Source organism: Exiguobacterium sp. s22, assembly GCF_018617455.1.
Lineage (GTDB): Bacteria > Bacillota > Bacilli > Exiguobacteriales > Exiguobacteriaceae > Exiguobacterium.
This window is the reverse complement of the sequence record NZ_JACSKD010000001.1, coordinates 506,340-530,630: the sequence shown is the minus strand read 5'-3', so window position 1 is coordinate 530,630 and position 24,291 is coordinate 506,340. Positions and strand designations below refer to the sequence as shown.

The window sequence follows — 24,291 nt, the reverse complement described above, 5'->3', positions numbered from 1 at the left end:
TTCGTATGCAATAAAAAAAGTCTAACAGAAAGTTAGACGAATGTCGTGCTTAAGCGGCAACGAGGGTACGGCAAGCTTCCGCACAACGCTCACATGCTTTGGCACAGGCTTGGCAATGGTCATGCTGATGGCGTCCGCACTCAACCGCGCATGTATCACAGACCTGGGCGCATAGTGCGACGATTGGTTTTGAGAAGGCTGAATCTGTTTCTAAGGCATTTAAAGCCAATGTGCAGATGTCAGAACATTCCCGTGTCAATCGGATACATTCAGTGAACATGTGTAAATCTTCTTCTTGTAAACTTTTTGAGAAACAATGATTACAAGCGCGCATGCATTCAATCACGCTCGTCAATGTCTCTTCAACAGATGTGCGTTCCATCAAAAATTCCCCCTTATATGAAAAAGTCTATCTAACATTACCCGTTCAGAAAGGGGTTGAATCGCATCATGCCAATAAAAAAGCCACACCTCATTCGAGATGTGACAAATTAATGGAGCATAGGGGGCTCGAACCCCTGACCTCTACGCTGCCAGCGTAGCGCTCTCCCAGCTGAGCTAATGCCCCGTTCGAAATCATTATATCATCGTAGTATTCGACATGGCAATTCCCTTTTTGAATTTAGGTTTATAAAATTGGAGACGTGGGAATTTCATGTTAGACGTTATATTAAGAAAGCAGGTGTGCTTCATGGAAATGATTCTTTTGGCACTCTTACCGGCACTTATGTGGGGGAGTATTCCACTCATCGTGTCGAAAGTGGGAGGAAAACCGATTCAGCAGTTAATCGGAACAACCATCGGGGCGATGATCATGGCGGCCGTGATTGCCCTCGTCTTCCGACCGGAGTTCACGACACTCGCCATCGTGACCGGATTTATCTCAGGGGCTTTCTGGGCGCTCGGTCAATATTTGCAGTTCCAATCGTTCCAAATCTTGAGCGTCTCCAAAGCGATGCCAATTAGTACGGGGATGCAGCTCGTCGGGACGTCTCTCTTTGGGGTCATCGTTCTCGGTGACTGGCAAACGACGACGGAGCTATGGTTAGGGTTTTCAGCGCTCGTCTTGATCATCATCGGGGCGACCATGACTTCATACCAACAGAAGAAAGATCAGGATAGTGCCGGAGCTTTGAAAAAGGGATTACTCGTCCTATTCGTCTCGAGTATCGGTTACGTCACGTATGCCGTCTTGACGAACTACTTTGAAGTAGAAGGAATCACCGCGATTCTCCCACAATCTGTCGGGATGTTCATCGCAGCACTGCTTTTCAGTCTTCGTGAAAAGGACGTCAAGAAACTGGATCCACGCACATTCAAAAATATCTTGGCCGGGCTTGCTTGGGGGATCGGGAACTTCGGACTTTTCGTTTCAAGCGGAGAAGTGGGGATTGCGACTTCATTCGCCTTATCCCAATTAAACGTCGTTGTGGCGACACTCGGTGGAATCTATCTCTTGAAAGAAGAGAAGACGACAAAAGAACGTGTCTTCGTCTTTATGGGAATCGGTTTGATTGTCGTTGCCGGATTTATGCTTGGGATTGCCAAGAGTTAAATTTTTAATGATGGACTAAAAAACCTTGAATGCTCACTCAACGTAGAGTGCCATTCAAGGTTTTTGTTTTGAGTAAATTTTAATCGTTGACTTGAGGGCAGGAGAAGATGTAATCGATAGGGAAGTAATCTCATGTTGCGTTCGTCATATAGGGCGTACAGCGTAATCGTGATTGATTAGAAAAATGTAGAATAAAGGGGAAACGAATCATGGAATCAAATGTCGTGACGATCTCAACGCTCGTCGATGCACCAATTGACACAGTCTGGAAACTCTGGACAGACCCTGAACATATCAAACGATGGAATCATGCGTCTGACGATTGGCATACGACCGAGGCGGAAAATGATTTACGGATCGGTGGGAAGTTTCGTAGTCGGATGGAAGCAAAAGATCAGAGCATGGGCTTTGATTTTGAAGGGGTATATGAGGAAGTTGAAGTAAATGAGCTCATTCAGTATCGCCTTGAGGATGAACGGAGAGTCAGAATTTCATTTGCTTCAGAAGGTGATCAAACGAAGGTGGTCGAGGTGTTTGATGCGGAATCGATGAATCCGGTTGAAATGCAACGACTAGGCTGGAAGGCGATCCTCGATAATTTCACTCGATATGCGAATGGGAAGAGTGTATAAAAGATAAACGGAGGCTTTGAACAGCAGGTCCCTTTTCCATTAAAGTGGACGCTGCTGTTTGTCATGTTAGGCTAAATGATTGTCTTGGTGCGAGACGAATATAAATAAAAGGTGCTGGCTGTCTATATGTATGATTACACGTTACTAGAGAGACTCCTATTCCGATTTCCTTCTTGCGATCATCAGAAAATAAAATCAGCGTTAGATCGGAAAACGGTATTGATTACTGGAGCGAGCTCAGGAATCGGGCAGGCGTTCGCTTATTTACTAGCAGATACAACCGCGCATCTGATTCTCGTTGCCCGTAGAGAAGCAGACATGAACGCCATGAAGTCTGAAATAGAAAAGGGGTCAGCCACGGTGACCGTGTTCCCGGCAGATCTTCGAATTGAAGAGGAACGGAATGGTTTGCTGTCGTATCTCCATCAACTACCGGAAGGATTGGATGTTTTCGTCAGCAATGCAGGAATCTCCATCAATCGTCCCATCATCGAGTCACTCGATCGATACCATGACTTCACGCGTACGATGGCGATCAATTATTTTGCTCCGGTACAAATGATGCTATCGCTCATTCCGGTGCTCGAAAAGAAGAACGGGCAGATCGTCAATGTGTCGACCATCAATGTGTTACTTCATCCTTTTCCTCACTGGGCGGCCTATCAGGCATCAAAAGCCGCGTTCGATACGTGGTTTCGCTCAACGGCTCCGGAACTCACAATCAACAATATATCCACGACGACTATATATCTACCGCTAGTAAAAACTCCGATGATTAAACCGACGCTTGCTTATCAGCATTCACCTGCCATGTCACCGGTACATGTGGCAGAACTGATCGGACATGCCTTGTATACGAAACGAACAGTATATAAGCCGTGGTGGTTGTTCCTCGGTCAAGTAGCATCACTTGTTTTCAGAAGACCGATAGACTGGATGGTCCCTACATTCCTTAAGAGAAAGGAGCGTGACAATAAGAATGGTTAAGTTATTGAAAGTCTTGTCGCAGCTCCATTTTCTATCACCATTGAACCTAGGCCGTCTGTTCGTCGCAATCCGTCAAAACGGAATCAACTTGATGCTTCTTTTTACATTGATTGAAAAAGCAGGGAGTCAAAATACGGCTTTAGTGGACAGTCGAGAAACAGTGACATATCAGGAGCTAAAGACACGTTGCGAACACCTTGCTCATCATTTGGCTGATCAGTATGGGGTTAAAAAGGGACAAAAAGTGGCGTTTCTTTGTAAGAACCACGCGTCTTTCTTGCAAGGGATGTTTGCGGCCTCACGACTCGGTGCAGACATCTACATGCTTCATTCATCGATGAGTCAACTGCAGTTCGACCGGCTCGTAGAAGAACAATCATTCGATCTTTTGATTTACGATGATGAGTTTAAAGACTTAATTGAAAACTCGTCTTACGAACATTCGACCCTCGTCAGCTATCATGAGGAGAAGGTATCAATCAACCGTTTATCGGATTCGAAGCGACCTCATATAGGAAAGCTTCAGGCCGCATCGAGCGGGAAAATCGTGCTGTTGACCGGTGGCACTACGGGTAGTCCGAAACAAGTGACTCACAAACCATCCCTCTTTCACTTTCTAGCTCCATTCACGGCTTTATTGAATCGGTTGCAGTTACCGTCTTTCAACACTGCCTATATTGCCACCCCAATTTACCACGGCTATGGCATCGCCATCCTTTTATCTTTTCTAGCACTAGGGAAAAAGGTCGTCATTCAGGAGAGCTTTGATGTGCAAAGAGCCTGTGACCTCATTCGGCGACACAAGGTAGAAGTGGTCACGGTCGTCCCGCTCATGATCCACAAAATGTTACGACACGAACCAACATCGCTTGGTTCGCTCGCTTGTATCGCGTCCGGTGGTGCGAAGCTTCATCCCGTTTTAGTCCGTGAAGTCCATAACGAGTTAGGGAACGTCTTATACAATCTATATGGGACGTCGGAAGCGGGCTTGAATCTGATCGCCACACCAGAAGATTTACAGTATGATGCGAATACGCTCGGGCGAAGGATTCCGGGAGGGGACTTGCAGGTAGTGAAGGATGGAATGGAAGTCAAGGCAGGCGCCATCGGGGAATTTTGCATACGAAATAAGTGGTCCATGCAAAGCAGGAAGAACCACTGGATTCAAACGGGTGATGTCGGATACCGGGATGAGAACGGCTATTATTTTTTGTGTGGACGAACAGACGATTTGATCATCTCGGCAGGAAACAATATTTATCCCGGGGAAGTCGAGACGGTTTTGCGCGACCATCCGAATGTCGAGGACGCCGCCGTCGTCGGGGTAGAGGATGTGTACGCCGGTCACATCTTGAAGGCATATGTACAGGTATATGATGAAGTACTGACAGAAGAGGCACTAGTGAGCTGGTTGCGTGAACGAGTGACAACATATCAGCTTCCTCGAGAAATCGTGTTTGTGAAGGAGTTGCCTTATACAGCGGTTGGAAAATTGGATAGGAAACGACTTGAGATGATTAATCACTCGTGCAGCTGAATAGTTAAGAAGGAGAGAATCGAAACGCAGTAACCACAGATAACTAACGTGATCACTGCTTCAACTTGAATTGTTTGAACCGCCACATCATCGACGTCAAAAATGCCGACCATGCACCGAGTACAAGGATATAAATTCCTAAGAATAATACAAATGCCCCATAGTCTTCGAGCTCTTCAAATGGATTTTGAATAATCATCGGTTCGGATAGTATGCCGACCATCAGCAATGGAATGAAGAAGAGAAAGAAACGTTTCCGAAAGTAGTGTTTGTACGGTTGCGAGAATGTCTGCTCCATAATCGTACCTCCTCAATTGAATTACACTTATTTACATATATGATAGCATATTCTCAATTGTTGTTGGATGTCTTTTCAGGCGATTTTAAATAAAACAGGGTGGTCGATTCATTCAGCCACCCTTCAGTCTGATTATTCACTTGATCCAGCCAGTTCTCCCGTCCCAAACGTCGCGCTGAACGCACGACACCAGATGACGACGGTATTGTACTCTTCTAGATTCACATCCTCTGGGATTAAATAGTTTTGATTCCCGATGTTACCTTTTAGCGCCCCTAGACTGACGCCCTCGGTCGTCTCTTGCCCTGGTTTCGTCAAATAGACGAATAAGTCAGGACCGTTCGTCGTCTCGAACTCTTCAAATCTGAGGTACGTCCCGTCTTCTGCCTCGACCGAGCGGATCGTGCCGATCGTCTCATAATTTTTCTCCCCGTCCATGAACACACCCGCTACTTCGGTTGGACTTGGTTGTGCTTCCGGTGTCTCGGACGACTCTTGATCTGATTCCTCTACCTCTGGAGTTGGTGATTCGATAGCTGTCGGCGGCAATCCTTTATCGACCGTCTCGGTTAAAAATAGTGGGGAGATGAGCCACCAGGCAACAGCGATTACGGCTACGCCGATCACACCGATGATGAGGTTCGTACTTGTTTTCATATATGAGTCCTCCTTTTCGGATGTATGAACCGTTATATCCCATTTCCCGATTAATGTGCTTATTAAAAGACGCGAATGCTAACATTCGCGTCTGATGACCGTTATACGGTTTCCGTCCAGTTTTCCTCGATGAACTCGTCACGTCCTGAAATGGCCCGGTCTTCCTTATAATGCTTCGGATTCTTTTTATGATAATCCTGATGGTAGTCTTCTGCAGCGAAGAACGTCGTCGCCGGAATGATTTTCGTGACGATCGGAGCCGTGAAGCGACCACTTACCGCTAATACGTCTCGACTCGCCTCAGCCGCGACTCGTTGTTCTTCCGTATGATAGAAGATGGCTGGCGCATACTGAGGTCCCCGGTCTTGGAATTGCCCCTCATCGTCCGTCGGATCGGTCTGAATCCAATACAGTTCGAGGAGACGTTCATACGAGAATAATGCTGGATCATATGTGATTTGAACGACCTCGAGGTGCCCCGTCGTCCCAGTTTTCACTTGTTCATACGTCGGATTGTCGACCTGTCCGCCCATATAACCGGACACGATGCCTTCGATCCCTGGTAATTCTTCAAATGGTGTCACCATGCACCAAAAACAGCCGCCTGCGAATGTTGCTTTTTCCATACTGTCGTTCCCTCCAAATCGTCATTCAACAAAAAAGCGCTCACGTCGGATGACATGAGCGCTTTCGTCATATCGTCCAAGGTTTCCCTTGCTGGTCGTAGCACCTTGCCTAAGGCAGGTTGCTGTGAAGTCGCGGAGCCAGATCTCTCGTTCACTCTTGATATCGATATGTAGTTGGTGAGAGCATCATACCACCCTCAAAATACATTCGTCAATGATTCGGTTTTCGTTTCAACTGAAAAACCGTCAAGACGATGATGAATCCAATCAACCCGATGGAAATGAGCGTACCATACGGCACATTCTCCCCGTATAGCTGTAAGAAAAATAGACCGAATACGGCAAGCAACACAAAGACATAGGAGCGAGTCATTGGGACCTCCAGTTTTTTCTTAAGTGTATCAAGAACATATCGACTTGGCGATACGAAAAGGAGATCAGACGTAGAGCACGAATAAAGGGGAAGAGATAAAGGAGGAATGCATGATGGAACAAATCCAATTACATGAACTGACGATCGAACGTGCACATCGCGGGTATAAAGAGGGACAATTCACGGCGAGAGACGTGACCGCCTATTATTTAGGACGGATTGCGACGTATAATGAACGACTTCACGCCGTCATTCAAGTCAATCCGGACGCACTGTTCGAGGCAGAGGCGGCAGACCGGGCCTACCGAAAAGGGGTACGCAAACCGCTACTCGGCATTCCCGTCTTAATCAAAGACAATATCGAGACGAACGGTCTGATGCGAACGACTGCAGGTGCTGCCGCGATGCGACATCATTTCGCCGCTCGAGATGCCGAGCTCGTCAAACGGTTGCGGGCTGACGGGGCCATCATCCTTGGCAAAGCGAACCTGTCCGAGTGGGCGAACTTTTTAACAGAAAATATGCCGAACGGTTGGAGTGCCGTCGGTGGACAGACGATGAACCCATACGGCGACGGGTTGGATGTCGGGGGGTCAAGTTCAGGGTCGGCTTCAGCGGTTGCGGCAAACCTCACGCTTCTCGCAGTCGGATCAGAGACGAGCGGTTCGATCGTCCATCCGAGTGTCCATAACAGCATCGTCGGGATCAAGCCGACCGTCGGATTGATCAGTCGCTCCGGAATCATCCCGATCTCACGTTCTCAAGATACGGCGGGACCGATGGCGCGTACGCTTCGTGATGCGGTCATCGCCTTACAATCGATGTGCGGTGAGGATGAATCAGACCCGGCGACGTGGGAAACTCCAGTCGGACCGCCTTATGTGACATGTCTCGATGTGAGGCAAGCGGTCGGGATGCGTGTCGGATTTATCAAGCCAAATATTTCAGACGAAGAAGTCGGATTGTATGAGGGGGCGCTCCGATTGCTACGGCAAGCCGAGGTCGAACTCGTTGAGGTCACGCTACCAAAGCATGAGGCGCTAAATCAGGCGGACATCTTGTTCGACGAATTCAAGCTCGGGGTCGAGGCGTATCTTGCCAACACGACCGTGCCGTTTAAAACGCTTTCCGATTTGATCGAGTGGAACGCGGAACATCCTGAATCAATTCCGCACGGCCAGACCATCTTTGAAGAAGCGAACGCCAAATCTGGGAAACTGACTGAAGCGAACTATCTCAACCGTCGCATCGAGGACGTCCGTCTCGCGAAAACGGAAGGGATTGACACATTGCTTGCGTCACATAAACTGGACGCACTCATGCTGCCACATGACATGAACTATGACATGGCTGCAAAAGCAGGTCATCCGACGATTACAATCCCATATCAATTGAAAAAGAGCGGTGCCCCATTCGGTCTCTCGTTCACGGGGACGAGCTATGCGGAACGTGATTTAATCCGAGTCGCCTTAGCATTCGAACAATTCGTCACACGACCGACGCCTCCTGATTATTCGTAAGTTGCACCCGTCTCTCACGTCCGCTACAATGGTACGTATGCGGATTAGAGAAAGGACAGATTACAATGAAATCATCTATATACGGGTTGACATTCGATCAACTCACAAACGAGTGTACGGAAGCGGGATACGGTGCTTTCCACGCACGTCAAGTTTGGGACTCGCTCTACATGGACCGGGTCAAATCGATGGACGACCTCAACGTACGTGATGAGGTGCGTGATTACTTAACAGAGAAATATGTCATCTCGACACAAGAACTGTTCGTCAAACAAGAAGCGGGCGACGGGACGGTCAAATTCTTACTTAAATTACATGACGGGCACTACATCGAAACGGTGCTCATGCGTCACAAATACGGACGTTCGGTCTGTGTGACGACTCAGGTCGGTTGTAACATCGGCTGTAGCTTCTGTGCAAGCGGCTTGTTGAAAAAGACGCGTGACTTGACGGCGGGTGAGGTCGTCGAGCAGATCATGACCGTCCAACACTTCCTCGATGAAGAGGGTGAAGGGGACCGCGTCAGCCATATCGTCGTTATGGGAATCGGTGAACCGTTCGATAACTTCGACAACTTGGTCGACTTCTTGCGTGTCGTCAAAGATGAGCGTGGACTTGCGATCGCCCCACGTAAAATCAACGTGTCGACAAGTGGTCTCGCGGATAAGATCTACAAGTTCGCAGACCTCGACTTACGCATCAACTTGGCGCTCTCTCTTCATGCGCCAAACGATGAATTACGTACACGCATCATGAAAATCAACCGGGCGTTCCCGCTTGATAAACTCATGCCGTCGATTCGCTATTATGTCGAGAAAACGAATAAACGAATCACGTTCGAGTATATCCTGCTCTCAAAAGTGAACGATTTGCCGGAACATGCGGAAGAACTCGCCGACTTGATCGAAGACATCAAAGACAAGTCGTACGTCAACTTGATTCCATATAACCCGGTCAACGAGCACATCCAATATGAGCGAAGCACGCCTGAGGACATCATGGCGTTCTACGACATCTTGAAAAAGCGTGGCGTCAACACTGGTGTCCGTCTCGAGCACGGGACAGATATCGATGCGGCATGCGGACAACTCCGCAGTAAGCATATGAACGTCGAAGGCGCGAAGTAAAAAATGGCCTCTCCGAAATCTCGGGGAGGCCATTTTTTACCGTTTTTGCCCGACATATTGAATCACAGCAGATTCCCCGTGATGGAGCGTGCCTTCTTCTCGCCAGACGACCGTCTCGTGTAAGACGAGCGGTACGAAATCGTCCTCTAGTTGATGGAACATCTCTTCGGTGTATAGAAGTGAGGCGTCGTTTGGTCCGCCTGTCCCGTAAGCGAGTTGATTTGTAGAGTAGACTTCTGTCAGGAAGAAACCATCAGGGCGAAGCGTTTTTTGGATACCGGCGAACACCTTTTCTCTGACAGGCGGAGGAAAGTGGCCAAAGATACAGATGACCATGTCATACGCCTCGTTTGGCCAATCGGCCTCATTTAAGTCGATCTGTTTCGTCTGAAGAGAGACATTTTGTGACGTCGCCAAGCGCTTCGCCTTTTCGAGCCCCACTTTCGAAGCGTCCCACATTTCGACTTCATAGCCGAGCGTGGCGAGCCATACCGCGTTTCGACCTTCGCCCTCCGCGATGGCCAATACGCGTTTTCTTTCTGGTTGATGAGACGTGACCCATTCGCGTAAAAATTCGTTAGGCTCTGTCCCATACACATATTCTTCCGAACTAAATCGTTCATCCCATTTCGACAAACCTTTCACTCCCTCGCTACGTTTCTTTCACTATAGCAAAACGAACGGACGACGGTGAAAATCCAACACGATTTTCCGGATTCATGCTTAGTCCCGATGCGAGAGGGGAATAGATTTCTGAACTAATGGATAGAGTGGAGGCTGTGCAATGGAGAAAGTAGATGCGTCGTTGTGGATTCGTGTACGGAATACGCTTGGTGAAGGTCCTTGTTGGGATGCTGAGCTGAAGCGGTTTTATTGGGTGGATATCGAAGGGCATACATTGTGGTGGTATGATGAGCGTGAAGATGAAATCTCGTCGTTTGAAGTCGGGAAACAAGTCGGTTTCGTCATTCCAAAAGTGACGGATGGCGTCGTTCTCGGATTGAAGGATGGCATTTATGAATGGGATGAGATCAATCGGGACTTGCAGAAGATTGTCGAGTTGGATGATCCGGACGGTCAATTGCGGTTCAATGACGGAAAAGCCGATCCATACGGTCGAATCTTCGCCGGAACGCTTCATCTCGAAGACGAAGAGAATCAAGCGACATTGTATCGTGTCGATCGAGATGGAACGACGACGACACTCATGGATGAGCTCACACTTTCGAACGGATTGACGTGGTCTCCTGACCATTCCGTTTTTTATCATATCGATACACCGACTGAAACGATTCGCCAATATGATTTTGACATGAAGGCCGGCACATTATCGAACGGAAAGGTCGTCATCGATTTCGCGGACGAGGATGGTTTCCCGGATGGTATGACATCGGATACGGAAGGATGTTTATGGATTGCGCATTACGCCGGAAGTAAAGTATCTCGCTGGAATCCATCAACCGGTGAAAAACTGTTAGAAGTTCACGTTCCTGCCCCGAATGTCACATCCTGCGCCTTTATCGGGGATGGGCTCAATCGATTGGCCATCACGACGGCTCGTGAGGGGATGGATGAGGAAGCGTTAGCCGAATATCCGGATGCTGGATCGGTATTTATCATCGATACAGAGGTGAAAGGGATGCCGCTATATCGCTTTGGGCGTTGAGGAGGACATGCAATGGTGAAACGACTGTTAGTTCGAGCGGGTATTGGGTTGGCAGTTGCGGCAGCGGTCAAGATGGGGATCCAAAAGTTGCAAGAAAATCGAGCACGGGAAGAGGATCATTCTTATCTCGACCCAAAATGGGACGAGGTGCCGAGTGTCGATTCTGACAAGGACGAGGATGAGGTCGGGTTGACGCAACTCGACTCCATCTATCGGGCGGAGTGGCAAGCGAACGCCTATCCCCGCTCGGAAGCAGAACGAAAAGCGTTGGAAGAATAAGAGCATGTTTTTCAAAACACGTCCGTATGGCGTGTTTTTTTGTTGACAAATCGGATCAGTCGTTTCAATATATAAAAAGTAATGATTACGATTTAATGGAGGTTCATCAATATGAAACGAATTCCAATCACGGTACTCTCGGGTTATCTTGGTAGCGGAAAGACGACACTGCTCAACCACATCTTACATAACCGGGAAGATAAAAAATATGCGGTCATCGTGAACGATATGAGCGAGTTGAACATCGATGAGAAATTGATTGAACAGGGTGGTTTCTCCCGTACCGATGAAAAATTAGTCGAACTCTCGAACGGGTGCATCTGTTGTACGCTCCGTGAGGATTTGCTGACAGCGGTCTATGAGTTGACAAAGGATCGCGACCTCGATGGCATCATCATCGAGTCTTCTGGTATCTCTGAACCGATTCCCGTTGCGCAAACGTTCACGTATGCCGATGATGCGCTCGGAATCGATTTGACGAGCCGTGTCTATATCGATGCGATGGTCACCGTCGTCGATGCGTACCGCTTCTTCAAAGATTTCAATTCTGGTGAATCGCTCATGGAACGTCAACAAGCCGTCGATACAGGAGATGTCCGTGAAGTCGTCGACCTACTCGTCGACCAAGTCGAATTTGCGGATATCATCTTGTTGAATAAGGCAGACCGAGTGTCTGAAGCGGAACTGCAGGAGATGAAGGGGCTACTTAAGACACTCAACCCGAGCGCCCGATTACTGACTTCAACTTACTCCGACGTAGCGTTAGACGATCTACTCGACGTCCAGTTGTTCGATTTCGATCAGGCGATGCGTGCGGCGGGATGGATTCAAGAACTTGAGGCAGAAGAACATACGCCGGAAACGGAGGAGTATGGCATCAGCTCGTTCGTCTACCGTCGTCGTCGACCGTTCCACCCTGAGCGCTTGATGAATTGGATGGAGCATTACCCTGAAGAAATCGTCCGCACCAAAGGCTTCTTGTGGATCGCGTCACGGAACGACCTTGCCTGTCTCTTCTCCCAGGCCGGATACGCATCGACGCTCGAACATGCGGGTCGTTGGTTAGCGACCCTTCCGGAGAGTGAACGAGAGGCCATGTTCGCCTCAGAACCGGAACTTCGCGAAGATTACATCGAGCCGTTCGGAGACCGACAGAACGAATTGGTCCTCATCGGTCAACGGATGGACCGGGAGGCGGTCGAGCAATCACTTGACGCCTGCTTGTTGACGGATGAGGAGATGGTAGCGGCGTGGGATTCGTTCCATGACCCACTTCCTGGTACTGGCCAACTCGTCACCTATTCAGATTGACCGTTTACAAACTGATGAAACATCGCTATACTGTGACTGCATAAGTAACCGCATATCAATGACTGCACTAGGGGTGCTTCGGCTGAGATGTGAGCATGGCTCCGATCCCTTATAACTCGATCCAGGTAATACTGGCGTGAGGAAGTGCGGCACTTTCTCTATGCAAGTTTGTATAGATTTTGTTGCTGCATTCTCATGAATGCGGCTTTTTTTATGCAAACACATATAGAGGGGGAAACAAGATGAATGAATCATGTGGCAAGAGTCCGATTGTCGGATTTCGCTTCACGCTTAGCCCGATGACAGATGACTTTATCGGGACGATCAAAGGGGCATTGAAAGGAACAAATATGACGGGTGTGTGGCGACATACGGACGACGTGTCGACCGTGATCCGAGGTCGCGCCGAGCACGTGTTCGACGTCGCACGGACCGTGTTGAGCCTGGCTTCGGAAGAAGGACGCCATGTCTCGATGAGCGGAACCTTCTCTGTCGGATGTCCGGGAGATTCGGCAGGGGATGAGGCGCTCGAGGCACCACCACAACCATTGAACGGAATTTCAAGAGAACAGTATGTCTCGTCACAGTTCGCGCTTTATCCGATGGGGGCGGAGCACTACATGGATCTCATCTATGATGAAATCGAGCAAGCGAAACAGGCGGGTGTCTATAATGACTCCATGCACTACGCATCAGGCATTCATGGGAACTTAGATGATGTGTTCTCGTATTACGAGGCGGCGTTCAACCGGACGCGCGAAAAGAATCGCCACGTCGTCATGACGGTGACGTTCAGTGTGAACAGTCCGTCACATGGAGGTCAACATGCTTAAATCGTGGAAATTGAAAGAGGTCGTCCTCGTCTCCGTATTGTCTGTCGTCTTTGCCGTCGTCTACTTATTGTTTGTCCATATCGGGAACTTATGGGCAGGGTTGATTGGACCGATTGCCTATGAGTGGATCTTCGGGATCTGGTTCATCGTGTCAATCATTTCGGCGTATATCATCCGGAAGCCGGGTGCTGCTTTCATCTCGGAAGTGATGGCAGCGACGATTGAGATGTTGATTGGAAATGCGATCGGACCCCGCATCATCTTGGTCGGCATCGTCCAAGGTCTTGGGGCGGAAGCTGTCTTTGCGATGACGGGCTATCGTCGATATGAGCTATGGGTTCTCATGCTAGCTGGATTTGGCTCGGCCGTCACGAGTTTCGTGTACACCTACTTCATGAGCGGATTTGCGATGCTTGAACCGGGATATGTGGCGACGATGTTCGGGCTGCGTGCGGTCAGTGGCATGGTCATCGCAGGAATCGGTGGGAAGTTGCTCAGTGACCTGTTGCTCAAGACGGGGTCGCTTCGTGGCTATGCGATTGCTCGGAGTGGGAACGTCCATGGTTGAGACAGAATCGCTTTCATTCCGATTCCCTGAAAGTCAGGACACCATCATAAAAGATGTGTCACTATCCATAAAACCTGGGCGCACGATTTTGACAGGAGCGAGCGGAAGCGGGAAGTCTACCCTGCTCGCGCTATTCAACCGTCTCTATCCGGAGAATTGTGATGGGATCCTTGAAGGCAGACTCGAACTATTGGGTCGCTCACACGACGACTACGAACCAGGTGAAATCAATCAGCGGATCGGGACGGTATTCCAAGACCCGGACACGCAGTTCGTGATGGAACGGGTGGATGAAGAACTCATCTTTACACTCGAAAATTTGCAGACGCCGGTCGAGGTCATCGATCAGCGCGTGACGGAGATTCTCGAGTCACTCCAACTGACTGATTACCGAAATCGTCACATCGATTCCTTGTCAGGCGGGGAGAAACAGCGAATCGCCGTCGCCTGCGCCCTCGTCGGACAACCGGAATGGTTGCTTCTCGATGAGCCGTTGACACACCTTGACCCAGTGACCGCGAATCGATTCGTCGACTGGCTCGATCACTTGGACAACGTGAACGTCATCGTCGTTGAACATCGCGCGCACTTATGGGGAGACTTTTTTGATTGGCATATCGAACTCGATCAAGGGCGGATTATACAGAACGAACCGTTTCAACCGGTCGATGATTTTTCATTCACACGAACTTCTGCATCACAACAAGAAGGCGAGCACTATTTGGTCGACGAGGTAGTGCGCGACACATTTCGATTAAAAGGGGTGACCCTAACAGCTCGTATCGGGGAAGTGATCGCCATATTGGGTCCAAATGGAAGCGGGAAGTCGACGTTTTTACGAAGTTTGACGGAGAGTGATCGCCGAGTCGGACTTGTCCCTCAATCTCCGGAACACTTATTTTTCATGAACTCGGTCGAGCAAGAGCTACAGTTTGGTCATGAGGAATCGATTGATTTCGTGATGGAGGAGCTATCCCTTGCGGATAAACGGTCTCTTAATCCACTATCGCTCAGTCATGGACAGAAGCGACGACTCGCCGTCGGGATCCAGTTACTTTCAAACAAACAGTTGCTTGCCTTCGATGAACCGACGGCAGGGCAGGATGAGCCGTCTCTCCATGCCCTTGAGAAATTGATGAAGCGACATGCGGATAAGGGACAGACCATCTTGTTCGTCACCCATGACTTGTCGTTCGCCCATATCGCCAATACGTTCTATTTGATGAAGGATGGGGAACTCTCAGGACCATTCGGGGATGAGCTTTGGGAGGACACGGAGAGACTTCGTCATTATCGACTAGCGGGAGGTCGAGAGCGATGTCACTCCATGATATGAATCCGACGATCAAGTTTGGGACGATGACGATTATCATGTTCGGGCTGGCCTTGTTTTATAACCCGTGGACCCCGCTCGTCATCATTGTCGGTACATTGACGATTCAATTTCTGGCGACAGACGTGTCCTGGAAGAAGTGGAGCCTGTTCTTGATCCCATTTCTCGTCACGGCGATTGGGACGTTTTGGACGACGCTCGTGTTTGGGAAGGAGCTCGGAGGAGAGACGTGGGTGACCCTTCTTGGTCAAGACATTTCAAAAGAAGAGGCACGCGTCGCTACGTCTCTTAGTCTGCGTGTGTTGGCATTCACCGTACTGTCGCTCCTCTTCATGTTGACGACCGATTCGAAACGTTTCGTCATGAGTTTGATGCAACAGGCGAGGCTTTCACCGACGATTGCCTATAGCGCGCTCGTCGGATTCCGTTTCCTCCCGTTGATGCAACGGGAGATGCATCAGCTTCAATACGCGCATCGTCTTCGCGGTGTTCCGCTCGACACGAAATGGGAACGGATCCGACATGTACCGAAACTCCTTCTCCCGCTGTTGGCAGGTTCGATTCGACGGGCGGAACGGGTCGCCTTCTCGATGGAGGCGAGAGGGTTCACGAATGGAAAACGGACCGTCTATGAGCGGATTGACATCAAATCGTCCGACTACATGTGGTCCGGTATATTCTTCATACTGTTCGGCCTTTCCATTTGGATCGGCATATGAAAAGACGACTCACGGAGAGTCGTCTTTCTTCGTTTCTTTCACGATACGGAACTTCGGTTTGACCGATTCATTGTTGAACGCCTCAAGGACGGTGTTTTCATTCGCCATTCGAATCTGTTGTGGTTCGCCTTTAGCTGTTGTACCGATGCAATACATATTTGCCTCATAATCCGCAAAGAGCGACTTATAAGATGTCGCGTGGTGCATCAATCGACCTGGTGAGCCCCAACCGACGATAATCATCCCGCCACTGGCCTCTACTTCTTGAAGCGTCTCTTCGACGTAATGATAGTTCGTCTCATCGAGCTGTGATTCCACATATGGAAGATTATCATTGACGGCGAGCGTCGGAACGAGGCTGATGACACGCATCTCTCGTATTGGTTGGGTCAAATGATTTTGCATCAGCATATAAGCACGCTGTGTTGTCGTGCCAGACAAAAAGGCATCGCTCATCCGCGGTGAATAAATGATGACGGCGCAGATGACCCCGTCCTCCACGTCGGTAAATTCATACGTTCGCATATAACGTTTCGTTTTATCTTCATTGAAGATTGATTTGACGCGGATGGTTACTTCTTCTACATGCGTATTCATTTCCATTCCTCACTTTTTCATGTAAGCATCAGCCGAGTGTCTTAAACCACTCGATATAACGAATTGTGTAATAAGCGACATGTTGACTAAATGTGTCACGTTCATCTGGCATATACGTAATCCCGGATTCATAGTTTTCGAAGTATGTCATCACATCATTGACGTACTGCTCACTTCGGTTGTATTCATAGATAGCGTTACGAATCGATGAGATCGAATCAGATGTTCTGCCTCCATGCTCACTTAAATAATACGCCGCTGTATGGGCAGAATCAACCAAGCTATGTGGATCTGCTTTTCCATCCCCATTGCCATCGCGACCGAGTCCTCCATATTGTTCAATCAATGAGAGGTCTGTCAAATCGACTTCGTCTTCTGGGACATCGCCTTTTACGTCATCGGTATCATATTCCCATCCTAGCCACGTACGAGGCATGAATTGAAAGGGACCGATTGCACCGACAGATGATCGCATCGAAGAACTGTGCGAAAAGATCGTCTCTACACGATGTACGGCTGCAAGTAATCGCCAATCGACGTCATACGTTTCAGCCGCGTCTTGATAGATGTCGATATGTGTATTCGGGACACCATGTTCCCCGTAGTACACACGATATAATCCATTATTGACTTTATCATGTTGACCGAGCCAGCCGACTGCACCGAGCAATAGCACGAGTACAATGATGAAACCGGTCAGTCGCAGCATCATTCGCTTCAAGATACCGCCTCCTAGCTTTTAGACAATACCCGAATAGTGTAGCATATAGCTAAGAGGAAGGACAGGAGTGGATATGGATGCTCGAACGACTCGTTTTTTCAGCCATCATCGGCTATATGCTGATTGTTCAAATCTTCAATGCGAGATTAATTCGCCCCTTAATCGAAACGAAAGGACGTACTTGGGTATATGAACAGACTGTGAAATCAGCTTGGGGGCTCAGTTTATTAATCGTTGCCCTCATATTCTTATTTCAAGTACCGCCATCTCAAGTTGGATTAAGGTTGGCACCAGAACCCGGCAACGAAGGGGCATGGCAAGTCTTTTATTTATCATGCATCCTTGTTACCTTTACGCTCGTCTTCTATTTACTAGTCAAAACTTCTGCCAGACTTCGCAATACCTTGCGCCCATACTATGAACTAGACTTAGAGAAACTGCTCCTTCCCCGAACTAAATCTGAAGAACAGGCTTGGAGTGCCGTCTCGGTCACTGCTGGCGTGACCGAGGAATTCATTTTCAGAGGAGTGCTCTTGTATACGATCACGCTCTATATAGAAGCGCCGAACCTGACGCTCGCCGTTATCGGAGGTGCACTGTTCGGTATGGCCCACGCCTATCAAGGGATTAAAGGAGTCCTCACGACGGGCGTCGTCGGTTTCGGACTCGCTCTCCTTTATTTAGGGATGGGTGTATTATGGCCGGTTATGGTGATACATGTACTCCTTGACTTGATTGCGGGCCCAATCCATGTCGATACAAAAAGTGAGTGACTGCCTCTTCGTAGCCAGGAGCGTCCTTGATGATACAATCGGTATGTTCGGCACCGTCAATCAATTTTATATCGTTTGTCCGGTTTAAAGCGTTCATCTCGACTGACATCCAAGTTGGAACGAAGTCGTCTTTTGAGCCGTGAACGAACAAGATAGGGGTCGTCGTTTCTGTGACGGCCTTTTTAGGCTGAACTTGATTCATGGTGAACCCGGCGCGAGACCATAAGAAATAATTGATTCCTGGTAGGAAAAGCTCGGCAGGGATATGGTGTAACTCCTTCAATTGATAACGCATCAGCTGTTTCATATCATCAAACGGACACTCCGCGATAGTGAAATCTACTTCGGTGAGCGGGGTCGTCTGTAAAACGGTCGCAGCGCCCATCGACACACCATGGAGACCGACCGTCTCGACCGTTTCATTTTCTCTTAACCAGTCGACCCAATCGATCATATCGATTTTTTCGTGATACCCATATGATGCGTACACTCCTTCAGACTCCCCATGTGAACGTAAATCGACGGCGAGTAAGTTGAATCCAAGCCGATGGAACATGGCGAGGTGAGGTGCCATGAAACTATGAGATGCCGTATATCCATGGACGAATACAATCCATTTTGTGGAACCTTCATTCCGATAAATACGACCGTAGAGACGGTAATCATCGCGCGATTGAATCGAGACATGCTCGAATGGGACGTCATGATAGAATGTACGATCCTCATCCGTATACGGAGCAAGTAACATCTCCGGTGTCTTCCGCTTTCCTCTCGTCATTCGCTTAAAGGCGTAATAACTGACCGCATAATAACCTGTGAATAATGATGCTAATCCAATTTGCCATTTTCGTTTCAAAAAGACCGACCCCTTTCATCGTTATTGTACCCGAAAGATACAGATGAGGTCCTCTTTTCTTACATAAGAAGGAAGTATAAGTAGCATAAACGGCTATCATCAAGACAACACGATGCTTCGAGCGACGTGCTCATTAGCGATATCATGAAGTGACAATTAAGAGAGGTGAGGGATGTTATGGGGAGGATAGATATCTTTCAAATGATTCAACAAGTACTGAGCAATCGGGAGGGGACACTAGATCGAGGAGTAACATTTTCATGGACGTGCGAGGGAGATGATCGAGTGGTCGGTCTGGTATTCGACTTGTTGCTAGACCGTTACTTTTTCTATAACAAAACGACCCTCCTGACCGAGGTTCAAGAGATTGCGCGTCTAGTCGGGTGTCGACCGGCTGAAATCGTCCGCGCATTCTCCTGCCTCTCGGGGATTCGACTCGAATCGAATCATATCACCGAACGACTGATGACGATTGAAGAAGCGGCCGTCTCGGAGGAGGGGGCAATCAGCGTCACCATTCGCCTGGGTGGATGGCTCACTTATCAATTGCATCAAATCTGTCTTCGTGATGCCGTTCTTCCTTGTTGACTTCGGTCAAGGTACCGTCAATCACGCGAAGGACACGATCACACACATCGAGCATCCGTTCATCATGTGTGATGACGACGACACGTCTCCCTTCTTCATGAGCCTGTTCGGCTAATAGTTCCATCACACGACGTCCATTCTCATAGTCTAGACTCGCTGTCGGTTCATCTGCCAAAATGAGCTGCGGGGAGTTGACCAACGCCCGTGCGACGGCGACTCGTTGCTTTTCACCTCCTGATAAGGTCGTCGGGAGATGGTGCAGACGGTGTCCTAAGCCGAGGTTGGTCAATAGTTGTTTCGCATCGATTTTTCTTTTCTCCTGAATCAATTCAAGTTGTTCTAGCACCGTCAAGTAGGGAATCAGATGAGCCTGCTGAAACACGAACCCGACTTCATGTAGGCGTAACAGACGAAGTTCTTCTTCATCCAATTCGAAGACGTCGCGTTCGTCCATGAAGAATGCTCCTTGATCTGGTTTTCGCAATAGACCGAGGATGTATAACAACGTACTCTTCCCGCTACCACTCGGACCGACGATGGCGACACATTCGCCTGGTGATACATGTAACTCGATGTCATTCAATACGAAATGACCGTCAAACTGATGTGATACATGGCTTAACCTCATGATGCTTTTCCTCCTATGATTTCAATTGCGTCGACTTGACGGAGTTTCCATAACGGTAGCAATGCGCCGATAACCGATAAAAAGATGAACATGGAGCCGAATAGCGCGACATGACCGAAGTCAACAAGAAACGGTAGGGTCGATGGAATCAACGCGTCGACGATGTACATGATCCCAATCGACGTGGCGACTGCTGCGGAAACGATGACGATGACCTGAAAGAGCAGTGCACGTCCGATGACGCGTGGTGATAAACCGATTGCCTTCAGAATTCCGAGTTCAGGTAATTTTTGAAGCGTGAATAAATAAAAGAAGGCGGTCAAAATAAACGTTCCGATTACGAGCAGAAAGGCACGCATCATTGTGAACGTACTTTGTTCGGCACTATATCCAGGGACCGACTCAATCAAATCTTGTTGACTCATGACGAGCGCATCGGATACCGTAGATTCCGTTCCAATCTCAGCAGATACATATGGACGTTGTTCGGAATGATTTAAATAATCGAACCACGTCTCATTCGTCGTGTACATCACTGGTCCATGACTATAGCGTCCTAGTGCCTCACCGGCAATCGTAAACCGGTAGTTGGAAGCGAAGTCGATCAACGGATCACCTGGTCTAAGATTTTCTGAAAGACTAGGATCGAAAACAACCTCACCTTTTCTAAGTGGGGAAACAGGACCGATATTGCTATCTTTTGGAAGAGCGAATAGTGTCACCTCTTCTTTTTTACCGTCAATGGTGACCGTTAGCGGTCGGACGCTCATCGTCTCTTTTGATGTATCCTTCGTGACCTCGATGAACGATCGTGTCAATTGACCTTCTGAGTCCGGATCTAGCCGATAGGTCGTAGCATTCAATTCATGCAGAGCAGAACCGTTATCATATGCGAGGCCGTCTGCTAGCCCTGTGATGAGCGTCGTCAACATGACAATCAATAATGTGATGACGAACAACATGGAAAATTTTCTTTTCTGTCGCCACATCTCTTTCCAACCTAACTGCATAAAAAAACCTCCTTCAAGTGCTGATGAAGGAAGTGTAAGCAATCTTTATGAACAGAATATGAACGACATCAAAAATGTAGATGAATCGTGGTACCGATACCTACGCTTGATTCGACTGTGATCTTTCCACCATGTAATTCGATGATATCTGATGTGATGGCGAGACCGAGACCGGTCCCCTGACTCGTTCGAGCTGTGTCACCGCGATAGAAGCGATCGAAGAGGTGCTCTTTCGTCTCCTCGTCCATTCCAATCCCTTCATCCGTGAACGAGATGACGAGGTCTGGGTCAAGTGTACAAGTGACGTGGATGGTACCTCCATCATGTGAAGCATGGATGGCGTTCACCAGTAAGTTGTTCCAAACTTGTGCGAGTAGAACCGGATCGCTCATCAATTCCGCATCCTGTGGAATATCGGTAACGACGGCAATTCCTTTTTGATCAAGGGCGAAGGCGTTCATTTGAATGACTTCGGATACTGATTGCAGCACATTCACATTTGTCTCGAGGATTGGTGGATTTTCATCCAATCGTGATAACAGCAGGAGTTGCTTCGTCAATTGGGACAGACGCTTCGTTTCCTGCTCAATGACAAGCGCATATTCCTTCGAATCTCCTTCGGTTTCGTCAGACAATTTTTCAGCATACCCAACTAGGGAGGTCAACGGAGATTGAAATTCATGGGAGACATTCGAAACAAATCGCCGTTGTCTCGCTTCTGTCCGATCAATCTCATTCGACATATATTGAAATTGACGTGCCAACGTCCCAATTTCATCTTGTCGCTCGACAGGTAGGTGTTCCGGAGCTTTACGCATGGCGACGGATGTGGTTGCTTTCGTGAGCGTCTGTAACGGCCGGACGAGGGACCTTGTCGAAATGGCGATCAAGCCAAATGCTAATAGCGTGACGAGCGCAAAAAATAGTCCGACGAACAGATGTAACTCACGGATTTGGGCACTCAAATCCGGACGGATAAAGATGACGTCTCCGTTTTCAAGTGTAAATCCATATGTGTTCTTTAATTCGTTATCGAACAGTCCGAGCAAGAAGAGATGAAACGGGAAGTCACGCATTCCTTGATAGGGTGACCCGTTCCGTACAGATTGGACTACCGAATCAGAGATGGTCTCGTCTCGAAACTCACCGCCAAAACGTTGACGCTCGTTCGTTGCGTCCACGACGACCAATTGATATCCGGTCGCGGCTAAAAAGGTGTAGAAGGCATCATGGTCTAAGTCGGTATGTTCCTCAATATACGACTCTGCCATTTTGGCGACCCGTTCCGTTTTCTCGCTATAGGATGGTTGCCACCACGTATAGTAAGCGACATTACTGACCAACAAGGAGATTGCCCCTGATAAAAGTAAAATCAAAAACATCGTCACGATGATTCGCGTATAAAGAGTTTTCATGCGTTCACCTCAAGCGAGTATCCAACGCCTCGAACGGTACGAATCGTCAGAGCTGGATGGTCGAAACGGTGACGGAGACGTTTGATATGCACGTCGACCGTTCGCTCATCTCCTTCGAAATCAAATCCCCATATGAGTTCAATCAATTCCTCCCGTCGATATACCCTCCCTGGAAACGAGGCTAATTGAAACAAGAGCTCGAACTCTTTTTTAGGGAGATAGAGTAACTGATCGTCTAAACGTACCTCATATTCTCTCAAATCTAAGTGGAGCGGACCGGCTTGAATTTGGGAAGCGGCCGAGCGTTGATATCGACGCGAGACGGCTTGCAATCGGAACAGTAATTCCTCTGGGATGAACGGCTTGGTCACATAGTCGTCTGCCCCGTACTCGAAACCTTGGCGTTTATCCTCCCATTCATCAAGAGCGGTCAAAAGGATGACGGGTATATCGAGAGACGCCTTGAGTCGTCGACACAATTCACGGCCATCAAGCCCGGGGAGCATGATGTCGACAATCGCAGCATCGATCGGATGCATCGTAAAACGTTCTTCGCCTGTCTTCCCATCAGTCGCCGTTATCACCTCATGACCCGCATCCTCGAAGGTCTCCTTCACAAGGCGTAAAATTGATGGATCGTCTTCTACGATGAGTATTCGCATAAATATGTTCCCTTCATCACTAGTTTACGTCAAATGAGGTGACTCTTCGCGAGTCACCTCATGTCGTATTCGTTTCATTCAATTACTTTGTCATATTTTCATGTAGGGCACGGAGTGCGCGGATAAAAGCATCTTTAAAATATTTGTCTTCTTGAGTTTCGAGTGTCTGAATGGCTTTTTGGTCACCATTGCTCGCTTTCACGAGGAGATTGACCACTGTCCCCCAACGCTTCACATGTTCAGGTCGAGGATGGTTCATCGCGGTCGTGAGACTAAACCAGTAAGGTTGATCGCGCCGCTGTAGCGTGGCAATCATTCGTTTTGCGAGAAGGGCTTCTTCTTCAGAAGGAATGGTGGCCGTAGCGAACCATCCGAGCAGTGACGTACTCATCGACTCGAGCTCTTGTTTCATAGAGGATTCGATAGGGAGGCGACCAAAGTCCGTCACGTTGACGAAGACTAATCGGTCTTTCAGATCGATATGGGTGATCCATCCAGATACCGATTTCAGTTTCTCGCGTTCCTTTGATTGAGCTTTACACGTATAACCCTGTTGTTTTCCGATATAAATCCGGAACTGTCCTCGGTCGACATGCTTGTCTACCTTGAATTCGATATCTTGTCCCACTTGAAACGGTTGATTCCGCTTATTTAATGTTTGTCCCTTCTGTAGTTCTGGACGTTTCGAGATGTGACGCAACGCTTCTTGCTCCATTCGGTCATCTAATGTCCAGAGGTTATGAGGGGTCACGTTTTTAAAACGATGACGTCGAACATAAATATACTGATCGAGTGCCTCCATCGCGTCTGCGGAAGTGGAGGTTCCGTTAATAAAGTCATCAGCGATGTCACGTAAGGTGAGGGATTCGAGACGATCGATGTGTCCCGAATAAGGGACGCTTCCGACAACAAACAGCGCAGTCGCAATCAACTCACTTTCACGAGGGGTCAACGGTCGTTTGGCCATGATGCACTTCCTCTCTAACTTCATATGTTCAGTATAACAAAAACATCTTGGAC

The 24,291-nt window shown here is 48.5% G+C and carries 29 protein-coding genes, 1 tRNA gene and 2 riboswitches; of the genes, 15 read left to right on the top strand and 15 right to left on the bottom strand.

All coding sequences use genetic code 11. The features are described from left to right. Positions 1 to 49: 49 nt before the first annotated feature. Positions 50 to 382, bottom strand: a complete 333-nt coding sequence (locus KNO94_RS02760; protein WP_012726406.1) for a four-helix bundle copper-binding protein — start codon at positions 380 to 382, stop codon at positions 50 to 52. A 113-nt stretch (positions 383 to 495) separates the two neighbouring features. Further along, a tRNA-Ala gene (locus tag KNO94_RS02755) sits at positions 496 to 568 on the bottom strand. A gap of 123 nt (positions 569 to 691) precedes the next feature. On the opposite strand from KNO94_RS02755, the gene KNO94_RS02750 reads away from it, so the two are divergent. The 4 genes from KNO94_RS02750 to KNO94_RS02735 all read left to right on the top strand — a co-directional run bounded on the left by KNO94_RS02750 (position 692) and on the right by KNO94_RS02735 (position 4,711). After that, positions 692 to 1,555, top strand: a complete 864-nt coding sequence (locus tag KNO94_RS02750; protein ID WP_214777333.1) for a GRP family sugar transporter — start codon at positions 692 to 694, stop codon at positions 1,553 to 1,555. 209 nt (positions 1,556 to 1,764) lie between these two features. Beyond that, on the top strand, positions 1,765 to 2,187 hold the full coding sequence (locus KNO94_RS02745; protein ID WP_214777331.1) for an SRPBCC family protein: 423 nt from the start codon (positions 1,765 to 1,767) through the stop codon (positions 2,185 to 2,187). 111 nt (positions 2,188 to 2,298) lie between these two features. Next, positions 2,299 to 3,174, top strand: coding sequence for an SDR family NAD(P)-dependent oxidoreductase (locus KNO94_RS02740; protein ID WP_353047818.1), 876 nt, complete (start codon positions 2,299 to 2,301; stop codon positions 3,172 to 3,174). Beyond that, a complete protein-coding gene (locus KNO94_RS02735) occupies positions 3,167 to 4,711 on the top strand; it encodes an AMP-binding protein (protein WP_214777329.1) in 1,545 nt (514 codons plus the stop codon). The genes KNO94_RS02740 and KNO94_RS02735 overlap by 8 nt, the downstream gene beginning before the upstream one ends. 52 nt (positions 4,712 to 4,763) lie before the next feature. Here KNO94_RS02735 and KNO94_RS02730 read toward each other — a convergent pair whose 3' ends face one another. The 4 genes from KNO94_RS02730 to KNO94_RS02715 all read right to left on the bottom strand — a co-directional run bounded on the left by KNO94_RS02730 (position 4,764) and on the right by KNO94_RS02715 (position 6,665). Then, a complete protein-coding gene (locus KNO94_RS02730) occupies positions 4,764 to 5,009 on the bottom strand; it encodes a hypothetical protein (protein ID WP_214777327.1) in 246 nt (81 codons plus the stop codon). Between the two features lie 132 nt (positions 5,010 to 5,141). Then, positions 5,142 to 5,666, bottom strand: a complete 525-nt coding sequence (locus KNO94_RS02725; protein ID WP_214777325.1) for a DM13 domain-containing protein — start codon at positions 5,664 to 5,666, stop codon at positions 5,142 to 5,144. A gap of 101 nt (positions 5,667 to 5,767) precedes the next feature. Continuing rightward, positions 5,768 to 6,292: a peptide-methionine (S)-S-oxide reductase MsrA gene (msrA, locus tag KNO94_RS02720; protein WP_214777323.1), complete on the bottom strand. Its 525-nt coding sequence runs from the start codon at positions 6,290 to 6,292 to the stop codon at positions 5,768 to 5,770. A 67-nt stretch (positions 6,293 to 6,359) separates the two neighbouring features. After that, a riboswitch (SAM riboswitch) is annotated at positions 6,360 to 6,459 on the bottom strand. A 44-nt stretch (positions 6,460 to 6,503) separates the two neighbouring features. Next, complete coding sequence (locus KNO94_RS02715; RefSeq protein WP_168169845.1) at positions 6,504 to 6,665, bottom strand: hypothetical protein; 162 nt, start codon at positions 6,663 to 6,665, stop codon at positions 6,504 to 6,506. Between the two features lie 113 nt (positions 6,666 to 6,778). On the opposite strand from KNO94_RS02715, the gene KNO94_RS02710 reads away from it, so the two are divergent. Both KNO94_RS02710 and rlmN read left to right on the top strand, forming a co-directional pair. Continuing rightward, on the top strand, positions 6,779 to 8,185 hold the full coding sequence (locus tag KNO94_RS02710) for an amidase family protein (RefSeq protein ID WP_251125767.1): 1,407 nt from the start codon (positions 6,779 to 6,781) through the stop codon (positions 8,183 to 8,185). A gap of 65 nt (positions 8,186 to 8,250) precedes the next feature. Next, a complete protein-coding gene (gene rlmN, locus KNO94_RS02705; protein ID WP_214777319.1) occupies positions 8,251 to 9,312 on the top strand; it encodes a dual-specificity RNA methyltransferase RlmN in 1,062 nt (353 codons plus the stop codon). A gap of 36 nt (positions 9,313 to 9,348) precedes the next feature. On the opposite strand, the gene KNO94_RS02700 is transcribed toward rlmN, so the two are convergent. After that, positions 9,349 to 9,957, bottom strand: coding sequence for a class I SAM-dependent methyltransferase (locus KNO94_RS02700; RefSeq protein ID WP_353047817.1), 609 nt, complete (start codon positions 9,955 to 9,957; stop codon positions 9,349 to 9,351). A 139-nt stretch (positions 9,958 to 10,096) separates the two neighbouring features. On the opposite strand from KNO94_RS02700, the gene KNO94_RS02695 reads away from it, so the two are divergent. From KNO94_RS02695 to KNO94_RS02665, 7 genes are all read left to right on the top strand, one after another. Next, positions 10,097 to 10,978, top strand: coding sequence for an SMP-30/gluconolactonase/LRE family protein (locus KNO94_RS02695; protein WP_214777315.1), 882 nt, complete (start codon positions 10,097 to 10,099; stop codon positions 10,976 to 10,978). A 12-nt stretch (positions 10,979 to 10,990) separates the two neighbouring features. Beyond that, complete coding sequence (locus KNO94_RS02690) at positions 10,991 to 11,257, top strand: hypothetical protein (protein WP_012726390.1); 267 nt, start codon at positions 10,991 to 10,993, stop codon at positions 11,255 to 11,257. A 111-nt stretch (positions 11,258 to 11,368) separates the two neighbouring features. Then, positions 11,369 to 12,568 (top strand): GTP-binding protein, encoded by a 1,200-nt coding sequence (locus KNO94_RS02685; protein WP_214777314.1) that lies wholly within the window; start codon positions 11,369 to 11,371, stop codon positions 12,566 to 12,568. 59 nt (positions 12,569 to 12,627) lie between these two features. Beyond that, positions 12,628 to 12,728: riboswitch (TPP riboswitch) on the top strand. Positions 12,729 to 12,810: 82 nt separating this feature from the next. Then, entirely contained in the window at positions 12,811 to 13,401 is a 591-nt protein-coding gene (locus KNO94_RS02680) for a Ykof family thiamine-binding protein (RefSeq protein WP_214777312.1), read from the top strand. Further along, a complete protein-coding gene (locus tag KNO94_RS02675) occupies positions 13,394 to 13,969 on the top strand; it encodes an ECF transporter S component (protein WP_012726387.1) in 576 nt (191 codons plus the stop codon). Before KNO94_RS02680 ends, KNO94_RS02675 begins: the two co-directional genes overlap by 8 nt. Beyond that, positions 13,935 to 15,305, top strand: coding sequence for an ABC transporter ATP-binding protein (locus tag KNO94_RS02670; RefSeq protein WP_251125801.1), 1,371 nt, complete (start codon positions 13,935 to 13,937; stop codon positions 15,303 to 15,305). The genes KNO94_RS02675 and KNO94_RS02670 overlap by 35 nt, the downstream gene beginning before the upstream one ends. Beyond that, complete coding sequence (locus KNO94_RS02665) at positions 15,302 to 16,021, top strand: energy-coupling factor transporter transmembrane component T family protein (RefSeq protein WP_214777309.1); 720 nt, start codon at positions 15,302 to 15,304, stop codon at positions 16,019 to 16,021. Before KNO94_RS02670 ends, KNO94_RS02665 begins: the two co-directional genes overlap by 4 nt. A gap of 9 nt (positions 16,022 to 16,030) precedes the next feature. Here the strand turns inward: KNO94_RS02665 and KNO94_RS02660 are convergent, their stop codons facing one another. Together KNO94_RS02660 and KNO94_RS02655 are read right to left on the bottom strand one after the other, a co-directional pair. Next, positions 16,031 to 16,618 carry a DUF1643 domain-containing protein gene (locus KNO94_RS02660; protein WP_214740781.1) on the bottom strand — a complete coding sequence of 196 codons (588 nt, stop codon included), beginning with the start codon at positions 16,616 to 16,618 and terminating at the stop codon, positions 16,031 to 16,033. A gap of 28 nt (positions 16,619 to 16,646) precedes the next feature. Beyond that, positions 16,647 to 17,330, bottom strand: coding sequence for a lytic transglycosylase domain-containing protein (locus KNO94_RS02655; protein ID WP_251125800.1), 684 nt, complete (start codon positions 17,328 to 17,330; stop codon positions 16,647 to 16,649). A gap of 86 nt (positions 17,331 to 17,416) precedes the next feature. Here KNO94_RS02655 and KNO94_RS02650 point away from each other — a divergent pair, with 86 nt between their 5' ends. Further along, complete coding sequence (locus tag KNO94_RS02650; RefSeq protein ID WP_214777307.1) at positions 17,417 to 18,112, top strand: CPBP family intramembrane glutamic endopeptidase; 696 nt, start codon at positions 17,417 to 17,419, stop codon at positions 18,110 to 18,112. Here KNO94_RS02650 and KNO94_RS02645 read toward each other — a convergent pair. Continuing rightward, positions 18,045 to 18,968, bottom strand: coding sequence for an alpha/beta hydrolase (locus tag KNO94_RS02645; protein ID WP_214777306.1), 924 nt, complete (start codon positions 18,966 to 18,968; stop codon positions 18,045 to 18,047). The genes KNO94_RS02650 and KNO94_RS02645 overlap by 68 nt on opposite strands. A 201-nt stretch (positions 18,969 to 19,169) precedes the next feature. Here KNO94_RS02645 and KNO94_RS02640 point away from each other — a divergent pair, with 201 nt between their 5' ends. Next, the gene (locus KNO94_RS02640; RefSeq protein WP_214777304.1) at positions 19,170 to 19,556 is read left to right on the top strand and encodes a hypothetical protein; all 387 of its coding nucleotides are present in this window, start codon (positions 19,170 to 19,172) and stop codon (positions 19,554 to 19,556) included. Here the strand turns inward: KNO94_RS02640 and KNO94_RS02635 are convergent. The 5 genes from KNO94_RS02635 to KNO94_RS02615 all read right to left on the bottom strand — a co-directional run bounded on the left by KNO94_RS02635 (position 19,504) and on the right by KNO94_RS02615 (position 24,238). Further along, positions 19,504 to 20,184: an ABC transporter ATP-binding protein gene (locus tag KNO94_RS02635; protein WP_214777301.1), complete on the bottom strand. Its 681-nt coding sequence runs from the start codon at positions 20,182 to 20,184 to the stop codon at positions 19,504 to 19,506. The genes KNO94_RS02640 and KNO94_RS02635 overlap by 53 nt on opposite strands. Continuing rightward, positions 20,181 to 21,194 carry an ABC transporter permease gene (locus KNO94_RS02630; protein ID WP_214777299.1) on the bottom strand — a complete coding sequence of 338 codons (1,014 nt, stop codon included), beginning with the start codon at positions 21,192 to 21,194 and terminating at the stop codon, positions 20,181 to 20,183. Before KNO94_RS02630 ends, KNO94_RS02635 begins: the two co-directional genes overlap by 4 nt. Before the next feature lie 68 nt (positions 21,195 to 21,262). Next, positions 21,263 to 22,609: a sensor histidine kinase gene (locus tag KNO94_RS02625; protein ID WP_214777297.1), complete on the bottom strand. Its 1,347-nt coding sequence runs from the start codon at positions 22,607 to 22,609 to the stop codon at positions 21,263 to 21,265. Then, on the bottom strand, positions 22,606 to 23,271 hold the full coding sequence (locus tag KNO94_RS02620) for a response regulator transcription factor (RefSeq protein WP_214777295.1): 666 nt from the start codon (positions 23,269 to 23,271) through the stop codon (positions 22,606 to 22,608). The genes KNO94_RS02625 and KNO94_RS02620 overlap by 4 nt, the downstream gene beginning before the upstream one ends. Before the next feature lie 82 nt (positions 23,272 to 23,353). After that, positions 23,354 to 24,238 carry a hypothetical protein gene (locus KNO94_RS02615; RefSeq protein ID WP_214777294.1) on the bottom strand — a complete coding sequence of 295 codons (885 nt, stop codon included), beginning with the start codon at positions 24,236 to 24,238 and terminating at the stop codon, positions 23,354 to 23,356. Between the last annotated feature and the right edge of the window lie 53 nt (positions 24,239 to 24,291).